The organism is Pseudomonas sp. Leaf15, from assembly GCF_001421425.1.
GTDB lineage: Bacteria > Pseudomonadota > Gammaproteobacteria > Pseudomonadales > Pseudomonadaceae > Aquipseudomonas > Aquipseudomonas salomonii.
The window spans coordinates 649187-658768 of sequence record NZ_LMKI01000023.1 but is presented as its reverse complement, the minus strand read 5'-3'; the positions used below and the strand labels follow the sequence as shown (position 1 = coordinate 658768).

Below are 9582 nucleotides of genomic sequence, written 5' to 3'. Positions count from 1 at the left end.
CATGCCACGCAGTGCGGAAATCATGGTGGCGTTCCTCGCAGTGATGAAGGCTGGCGGCGTGTATGTGCCGCTGGATATCGAATACCCGCGTGACCGCTTGCTGTACATGATGCAAGACAGCCGCGCGAAATTGCTGCTTAGCCACAGCAGCGCCTTGGCGCAATTGCCGCTCGCCGCTGGCCTGGACACCTTGGCCATCGACCGCACTGAGGACTGGACGGGCTACAGCGACACGGCGCCAAGCGTCAATTTGGACGGCGACAACCTCGCCTACGTGATCTACACCTCCGGCTCCACCGGCATGCCCAAGGGCGTGGCGGTTTCCCACGGGCCACTGGTGGCGCACATCATCGCCACCGGGGAACGCTACGAAACCAGCCCGGCCGATTGCGAATTGCATTTCATGTCCTTTGCCTTCGACGGCTCCCACGAAGGCTGGATGCACCCGCTGATCAACGGCGCCAGCGTGCTGATCCGCGATGACAGCCTGTGGCTGCCGGAATACACCTACGCGCAAATGCACCGCCACAACGTGACCATGGCGGTGTTCCCGCCGGTGTACCTGCAACAGTTGGCCGAGCATGCCGAACGCGATGGCAACCCGCCCAACGTGCGCGTGTACTGCTTCGGCGGTGATGCGGTGGCGCAGGCCAGTTACGACCTGGCTTGGCGCGCACTTAAACCGACTTATCTGTTCAACGGCTACGGCCCGACCGAAACCGTGGTCACGCCGCTGCTGTGGAAAGCCCGCCGTGGCGACCCCTGCGGCGCGGTCTATGCGCCGATTGGATCTGTTCAACGGCTACGGCCCGACCGAAACCGTGGTCACGCCGCTGCTGTGGAAAGCCCGCCGTGGCGACCCCTGCGGCGCGGTCTATGCGCCGATTGGCACGCTGCTGGGCAACCGCAGCGGCTACGTGCTGGACTCGCAACTCAACCTGCAACCCATCGGCGTGGCCGGTGAGCTGTACCTGGGCGGCGAAGGCGTGGCCCGTGGTTATCTTGAGCGCCCGGCACTCACCGCCGAACGTTTTGTGCCGGACCCGTTCGGCAAGCCTGGCAGCCGTGTGTATCGCAGCGGCGACCTGACCCGTGGCCGCGCAGATGGCGTGGTGGATTATCTGGGCCGTGTCGACCATCAGGTGAAAATCCGTGGTTTCCGTATTGAGCTGGGTGAAATCGAGGCGCGCCTGCGTGAGCAGGACAGCGTTGGCGAAACCGTTGTCGTGGCCCAGGAAGGCCCGAACGGCAAACAGCTGGTGGCTTATGTGGTTCCAGCAATCGCGCAGCCAAATGAAACCGAGTTCCGCGACAGCCTGCGCCGTGCGCTGAAAACCCGCTTGCCGGATTACATGGTGCCCACGCACTTCATGTTCCTGGCGCAGATGCCACTCACGCCTAACGGCAAGCTCGACCGCAAGGGCCTGCCCGAGCCGGATGCGAGCCTGATGCAGCAGCACTACGTCGCCCCGCAAACCGAGCTGGAGCAACAGATTGCCGCGATCTGGGCCGAGATTCTGCACCTGCCTCGCGTGGGCCTGGACGATAACTTCTTCGAAGTGGGCGGCCACTCCCTGCTGGCGATCCAGATCACTTCGCGGGTGCAGGCCGAACTGGGGCTGGAAGTGCCGCTGGTGGAAGTGTTCCAGACCGAAACGTTGCGCGCCTATGTGCAGGCCGCTGCCACCTTCCGCGCCGGCAGCGCGGAAGATTTTGATGACCTTCGTGACTTTTTGAGCGAACTAGAGGCGATTTGAACCATGCTTTCCAACCCTAATATCGATCTGGTTTCGCGCTTTCTTCGCCTGCCTCTGGAACAGCGTCAGCAGTTTTACCAACGCCTGCAAAGCCGCGGCATGAGTTTCGCGCAACTGCCGATCGCCTCGATTCGCGAGGACGGCCAACACGCACCGCTGTCTTATGCCCAGGAGCGCCAGTGGTTTCTCTGGCAACTGGACCCGGACAGCGCGGCCTATCACGTCCCCGGCGCCTTGCGCCTGAGCGGGCGCCTGGACAAGGCCGCACTGCAACGCAGCTTCGACACGCTGGTGGCACGCCATGAGAGCCTGCGCACCCGTTTGCACCTGGAGGGCGAGCAGCGTGCCCAGCAAGTGTTGGCCCAGGCGGTGATCGAGATTGCTGAACGCCCAGTCGACGAGACCCAGCTCAAGGCAAGCGTCGAAGCTGAAATCGCTCGGCCCTTTGATTTGCAGCAAGGTCCGTTATTACGGGTCAGCTTGTTAGGCCTAAGCCAGGAAGAACATGTGCTGGTGCTGGTGCAGCACCATATCGTCTCTGACGGCTGGTCGATGGGCGTGATGGTGCAAGAGCTGATGCAGCTTTATGCCGCCTACCGCCAGGGCCAGGACTGCACGTTGGCGCCGCTGCCGATCCAGTACGCCGACTACGCAGTGTGGCAACGCCGCTGGATGGAAGCCGGGGAGAAGGCCCGCCAACTGGATTACTGGCGTGAGCTGCTCAGCGGCACGCAGCCGGTGCTGGAACTGCCGCTCGACCACCCACGCCCGGCGCAGCAGAGTTTTCTCGGCGCCCGCCAGGACATGGCGCTGGAACCCGCCTTGGTCGCCGGTCTCAAGGCCCTGGCGCAGCGCGAAGGGGTGACGCTGTTCATGCTGCTGTTGGCGGCGTTCCAGGCATTTCTGTATCGCTACAGCGGGCAGTCGGACATTCGCGTCGGTGTGCCGATCGCCAACCGCAACCGCGTCGAGACCGAATCGCTGATCGGCTTTTTCGTCAACACCCAGGTGCTCAAGGCCGATCTCGACGGCCAGATGACGTTCACCCAGTTGCTGCAACACACCAAGCGCCGCGCGCTCGAAGCCCAGGCCCATCAGGATTTGCCCTTCGAACAACTGGTCGAAGCCCTGCAACCGGAACGCAGCCTGAGCCATAACCCGTTGTTTCAGGTGATGTTCAACCACCAGGCCAAAACCCCATCCGCAGAGCAGCAGCTGCCGGGCCTGCGTGTGGCCGGCCTGGAGCTGGAGACTCAGAGCGCCCAGTTTGACCTGAGCCTGGATACTCAGGAGAGCGGCGACGGCATCTGGGCCTCCTTGACCTACGCCACCGACTTGTTCGGCGCCGCCACCGCTGCACGCATGCTGGGCCATTGGTTGAGCCTGTTACGCGCCGCCGTGGCCAACCCTGCACTGGCCTTGCAGGACCTGGCCATGCTGGATGCCACGGAGCGCCAACAACTCCTCTACCAGTGGAATGCCACCGAGCGCGCTTACCCGCAAGGCCAGTGGGTGCATCAGTTGATCGAGGCGCAGGTGCTCAAGCAGCCGGACGCAGCGGCATTGCGCTTTGGTGACGTGTCGCTGAGTTACGCCGAGCTGAACCAGCGCGCCAATCGCCTGGCCCATCGTTTGATCGAGGCTGGCGTTGGCCCGGATTCGCTGGTGGGGCTGGCGGTGGAGCGCTCCATCGAGATGGTGGTAGGGCTGCTGGCGGTGCTCAAGGCCGGTGGCGCCTATGTGCCGCTGGACCCGGAATACCCCCGTGAACGCCTGGCCTACATGCTTGAAGACAGCGGCGTGAAGCTGCTGCTGACTCAAGCGCATCTGCTCGAACACCTGCCGATCCCGCAGGGATTGGAAACCCTGGTGCTGGGCGAGTCCGTTGGCGACGGCTACAGCGACGCAAACCCGGATATCGTGCTGGAGGGTGAAAACCTCGCCTACGTGATCTACACCTCCGGTTCCACCGGCCAACCCAAAGGCGCGGGCAACCGCCATTCAGCGCTGCTCAATCGCCTGCAATGGATGCAGGAGGCCTATGGCCTGGGCGTCAACGACAGCGTGCTGCAAAAGACCCCGTTCAGTTTCGACGTGTCGGTGTGGGAGTTCTTCTGGCCACTGATGACCGGCGCGCGCCTGGTCGTTGCAGCACCGGGCGATCACCGTGATCCGGCCCGGCTGGTCAGCCTGATCACCGCCGAACAGATCACCACGCTGCACTTTGTGCCCTCGATGTTGCAGGCGTTCCTGCAAGACCCGGCGGTTTCGACCTGCCACAGCGTGCAGCGCATCGTGTGCAGCGGCGAGGCGCTGCCGGTGGATGCGCAACAGCAAGTCCTGGCCAAGCTGCCGCACGCCGGGTTGTATAACCTTTACGGTCCGACCGAAGCCGCCATCGACGTGACCCACTGGACCTGTGTCGATGAAGGGCGTGACGCCGTGCCGATTGGTCGCCCGATTGCCAATCTGGGCTGCTACATCCTCGACAGCCATTTCGAACCGGTACCGATTGGCGTGCTGGGCGAGCTTTATCTGGGCGGCGTCGGCCTGGCCCGTGGTTATCACCGACGTCCGGCATTGACCGCCGAGCGCTTTATCGCCCATCCCTTTGTCAGCGGTGAGCGTCTGTACCGCAGCGGCGACCTGGCGCGGTATCGCGCAGACGGCGTGATTGAATATGCCGGGCGTGCCGATCATCAGGTCAAATTGCGTGGCCTGCGTATCGAATTGGGCGAAATCGAAGCGCGTTTGCTGGAACACGATTACGTCCGCGAAGCGGCCGTGTTGGCGCCGGACAGTCAATACCTGGTGGGCTACCTGGTGCTGCAACACGCCGCTGACGATTGGCGCGATGTGCTAGGTGCTCATCTGGCTGAAGCCCTGCCGGATTACATGGTGCCCGCACAATGGATGCTGCTGGAGCAGATGCCCCTTAGCCCCAATGGCAAGCTTGACCGCAAGGCGCTGCCAAAGCCCGAAGCCACGCAGCAATATGAAGCCCCGCAAAGCGCGCTGGAGCAGCAAATCGCCGCCATCTGGGCCGATGTGCTGGGCATCGAACAGGTGGGGTTGAACGACAACTTCTTCGAGCGCGGCGGTGATTCGATCATCTCGATTCAGGTGGTCAGTCGCGCACGTGCCGCCGGTATTCATTTCACCGCCAAGGCGTTGTTCCAGCATCAAACCGTGCGCAGCCTCGCGCGGGTGGCGCAGTTGCAAACCGCGCGGGTGATCGACCAAGGTTCTGTACAGGGTGAGACGCCGTTGCTGCCGTTCCAGCAGTTGTTCTTCGACAGGCAGCTGCCGGACTCGCATCACTGGAACCAGTCCTTCTTGCTGACGCCGCGCCAAGCGCTTCAGGGCGATCGTCTGGAAACCGCGTTGCAAGGCCTGATTGCCCACCATGATGTGTTGCGTTTGCGCTTCAGCCAGCACCCTGAGGGTTGGAAAGCCGAGCATGCTGCGGCCGGCGCACAGGTGCTCTGGCAAGCCACGGTGGCGGATGCCAACGAGTTGACCGCGCTCTGCGAAAAAGCCCAGCGCAGCCTCGACCTGCAACAGGGGCCGTTGCTGCGTGCGGTACTGGCCGAGCTGGCAGACGGTTCCCAGCGCCTGTTGCTGGTGATGCACCACTTGGTGGTGGATGGCGTGTCCTGGCGGGTGTTCCTTGAAGACCTGCAAGCGCTGTATCGCGAACAAACACTGCCGGCCAAAACCTCGTCGTTCAAAGCCTGGGCCGAGCGCTTGCAAGCCCACGCCCGTAGTGCGGCGATGGCGTCCGAGCAAGCCTTTTGGCTGCAACAGCTGCAAGGTGCGGCCACCGATTTGCCGTGCCGCGACCCGCACGGTGCGCGCCCCGGCGGCCTGGCCCAGACCGTGGTCAGCCAACTGGATGCCGAACGCACCCGGCAATTGCTGCAACAGGCGCCGACCGCCTACCGCACTCAGATCAACGACCTGCTGCTCACGGCCCTGGCGCGGGTGATCTGCCAGTGGACGGGCCATGCTTCGAGCCTGATCCAGCTGGAAGGCCATGGCCGTGAGGACCTGTTTGACGACATCGACCTGACGCGCACCCTGGGCTGGTTCACCAGCCTGTTCCCGGTGCGCCTGACTCCGGACGCGTCCCTGGCGGTATCGATCAAACAGATCAAGGAGCAACTGCGCAGCGTGCCGCATAAAGGCCTGGGGTTTGGCGCTTTGCGTTACCTGGGCGATGACGCCACACGTGAGGCGTTCAGTGCCTTGCCGGCGCCGCGCATCACCTTTAACTACCTGGGCCAGGTCGACGGCAGTTTTGACCAGCCGGACACGCTGTTCGCGCCCGCCACAGAAAGCGCCGGGGCCGAACAAAGCCCGGACGCGCCGCTGGGCAACTGGCTGACGCTCAACGGTCAGGTCTATGGCGGCGAACTGCAACTGGGCTGGACCTTCAGCCCGCTGATGTTCGACCCCGCGGTAATCGAAACGCTGAGCGCGGCCTACACCCGCGAACTCAACGCGCTGATCGAACATTGCTGCACGCCCGGCAATGGCGGTGTGACGGCCTCGGATTTCCCGTTATCGCGCTTGAACCAATCGCAGCTGGAGTCGTTGCCGCTGGCCTTCGATGCCGTAGCAGACATCTACACCTTGTCGCCCATGCAGCAGGGCATGCTCTTTCACACGCTCTATGAGCAGACGGCGGGCGACTACATCAACCAGATCCGCGTGACTGCGCAAGGCCTGGACGTGGCGCGTTTCCAGCACGCCTGGGATGCCACGGTGCAGGCCCATGATGTGCTGCGCAGCGGGTTCTTCTGGGAAGGCCAGCTGGAGTGGCCGTGCCAGGTGGTGTACCGCCAGGCGCGGCTGCCGATTCAGGTGCTGGATTGGCGCGCCATGCCGGAGCGCGAACTGGAACTGCGCAAGCTGCAACAGGCCCAGCGCAGTCAGGGTTTTGACCTGGCCAAGGCACCGCTGGTGCGCCTGATACTGGTGCGTACCGATGAGCAGTGCCATGAACTGATCTACACAAACCACCACATCCTAATGGATGGCTGGAGCAATTCGCGGCTGTTCGGCGAAGTGCTGCAACGCTATGCCGGCGTGGCGGTGCCGGAAGCGGGCGGGCGTTATCGCGATTACATCGGCTGGCTGCAACAGCGTGATGCCGGTGCGACCGAGGCCTTCTGGCGCGAACAATTGAGTGCGTTGCAAACTCCGACACGGTTGGGCAGCAGCCAACCGATGGCGCTGCAAGGGCATGGCGAGCATCAATTGGCGCTTGATCGCACACTCACCACTCAACTTGAGTCGTTCGCCCGAAGCCACAAGGTCACGCTCAATACTTTGATCCAGGCGGCGTGGCTGATCCTGTTGCAGCGTCACAGCGGCCAGGCGGTAGTGGCGTTCGGCGCTACCGTGGCCGGGCGCCCGGCGGAGCTTGCGGGCGTTGAGCAGCAGATCGGTCTGTTCATCAACACCTTGCCGGTGATCTGCGCGGTGGAGGCGCAGGTCTCGGTCGCCGACTGGTTGCAAGCGGTGCAGGCGCAGAACCTGGCCTTGCGTGAGCATGAACACACCGGGCTGTATGACATACAGCGCTGGGCCGGGCAGGGCGGTGAAGCCTTGTTCGACAATATCCTGGTGTTCGAAAACTACCCGGTGTCCAAAGCCCTGGCGCAAAGCGGCGGCAGCGGCATTCGGTTTGGCGAGCCCCACGCCCATGAACAAACCAACTTCCCGCTGACGGTGCTGGTGGATCTGGGCGAAACCCTGTCGGTGCAGTTCAGCTTTGCCCGCGCGCATTTCCATGAAGACAGGGTGCAAGGTTACGGCCGGCACCTGGTCAACCTGCTGCAAGCCATGCTTAAGGGCGGTCAGCAACGCCTGGGTGAGCTGGCGATGCTCGACGCCACTGAGCGCCAGCAGGTGATTGAGGACTGGAACGCGACATCCCGCGATTACCCGTTGCAGCAAACGGTGCATCAACTGATTGAAGCGCAGGTTGCGCTCACGCCAGCGGCACCGGCGCTGGTGTTTGCCGAGCAGCGCTTGAATTACGCCGAGCTGAACCGCCGCGCCAATCGCCTGGCCCATCGTCTGATCGAAGCGGGCATTGGCCCGGATTCGCTGGTGGGGCTGGCGGTAGAGCGCTCCATCGAGATGGTGGTGGGGCTGCTGGCGGTGCTCAAGGCCGGTGGCGCGTATGTGCCGCTGGACCCGGAGTATCCGCGTGAGCGCCTGGCCTACATGCTTGAAGACAGCGGCGTGAAGCTGCTGCTCACTCAGGCGCATCTACTCGGTCAGCTGCCGATTCCACACGGCCTGGAAACCCTGGTACTTGGCGAGACTGAGTTCGAAGACTTCAGCGAAGAGAATCCGGGTATTGCCCTGGACGGCGAAAACCTCGCTTATGTGATCTACACCTCCGGTTCCACCGGCCAGCCAAAAGGCGCCGGCAACCGTCATGCGGCCCTGACCAACCGCCTGCAATGGATGCAGGAAGCCTACGGCCTGGATGTCAGCGACAGCGTGCTGCAAAAGACCCCGTTCAGCTTCGACGTGTCGGTGTGGGAGTTCTTCTGGCCACTGATGACCGGCGCGCGCCTGGTCGTTGCCGCGCCCGGCGATCACCGTGATCCGGCCAGGCTGGTCAGCCTGATCAATGCCGAACAGGTCACCACGCTGCACTTTGTACCTTCGATGTTGCAGGCATTCCTGCAAGACCCGACCGTTGCGACATGCCACACCTTGCACCGCATCGTGTGCAGCGGCGAGGCGCTGCCGGTGGATGCGCAGCAGCACGTCTTCGCCAAACTGCCGCAAGCGCGGCTGTATAACCTGTACGGCCCGACCGAAGCCGCCATCGATGTGACCCACTGGACCTGCATTGATGAAGGTCGCGATGCGGTGCCGATTGGTCGGCCGATTGCCAACCTGGGCTGCTACATCCTCGACGGCAACTTTGAGCCGGCGCCGGTGGGCGTGTTGGGCGAGCTGTACCTGGGCGGTGTCGGCCTGGCCCGAGGCTACCACCGCCGCCCGGCATTGACCGCCGAGCGCTTTATTGCCAACCCCTTTGTCAACGGTGAGCGCCTGTACCGCACCGGCGACCTGGCGCGTTATCGCGACGACGGCGTGATCGAGTACGCCGGGCGTATCGACCATCAAGTCAAGTTGCGTGGCCTGCGTATCGAGTTGGGCGAAATCGAAGCGCGCCTGCTGGAGCACGAATGGGTGCGTGAAGCCGCGGTGCTGGCCGTCGACGGCAAATACCTGGTGGGCTACCTGGTGCTGCAACACGCCGCCGACGACTGGCGCGACGTAGTGAGCGCGCACTTGGCCCAAAACCTGCCGGACTACATGGTGCCCGCACTATGGATGCTGCTGGAACAGATGCCCCTGAGCCCCAACGGCAAGCTCGACCGCAAGGCGCTGCCCAAAGCCGACGCCAACCTGCAGACGCGCGAATACGTGGCGCCGGGCAGCGACCTGGAACAACAGATCGCCGCAATCTGGGCCGAAGTACTCGACGTGCAACGGGTGGGCCTGAACGACAACTTCTTCGAATTGGGCGGGCATTCCCTGTTGGCCACCCAAGTGGTGGTGCGCCTGCGCGAGCAGTTGCACGCCGAATTCGACGTCAAATCGATCTTCACCACCCCGACCCTGGCGGATTTCAGTGCTTATGTAGCCACCCGGCAAACAAATAATTCGCCGGTGCAGGACGCATTGGCTAAATCCTTGGAGGCCCTCAAACGTCTATCAGCAGAAGATTTGGATAAATTGATTTCCTGAGGGGCGTGGCGTGCAAGCATTAATCGAGTCGGTAGGTTCA

General features: G+C 63.1%; 1 protein-coding gene and 1 pseudogene. Both read left to right on the top strand.

Translation table 11 applies throughout. From position 1 onward, the window contains the following. A pseudogene (locus tag ASE80_RS31150) lies at positions 1-1757 on the top strand (AMP-binding protein); the annotation flags it as partial. Positions 1758-1760: 3 nt separating this feature from the next. Next, the gene (locus tag ASE80_RS19105) at positions 1761-9542 is read left to right on the top strand and encodes a non-ribosomal peptide synthetase (RefSeq protein ID WP_082463652.1); all 7782 of its coding nucleotides are present in this window, start codon (positions 1761-1763) and stop codon (positions 9540-9542) included. Positions 9543-9582: the final 40 nt, after the last annotated feature.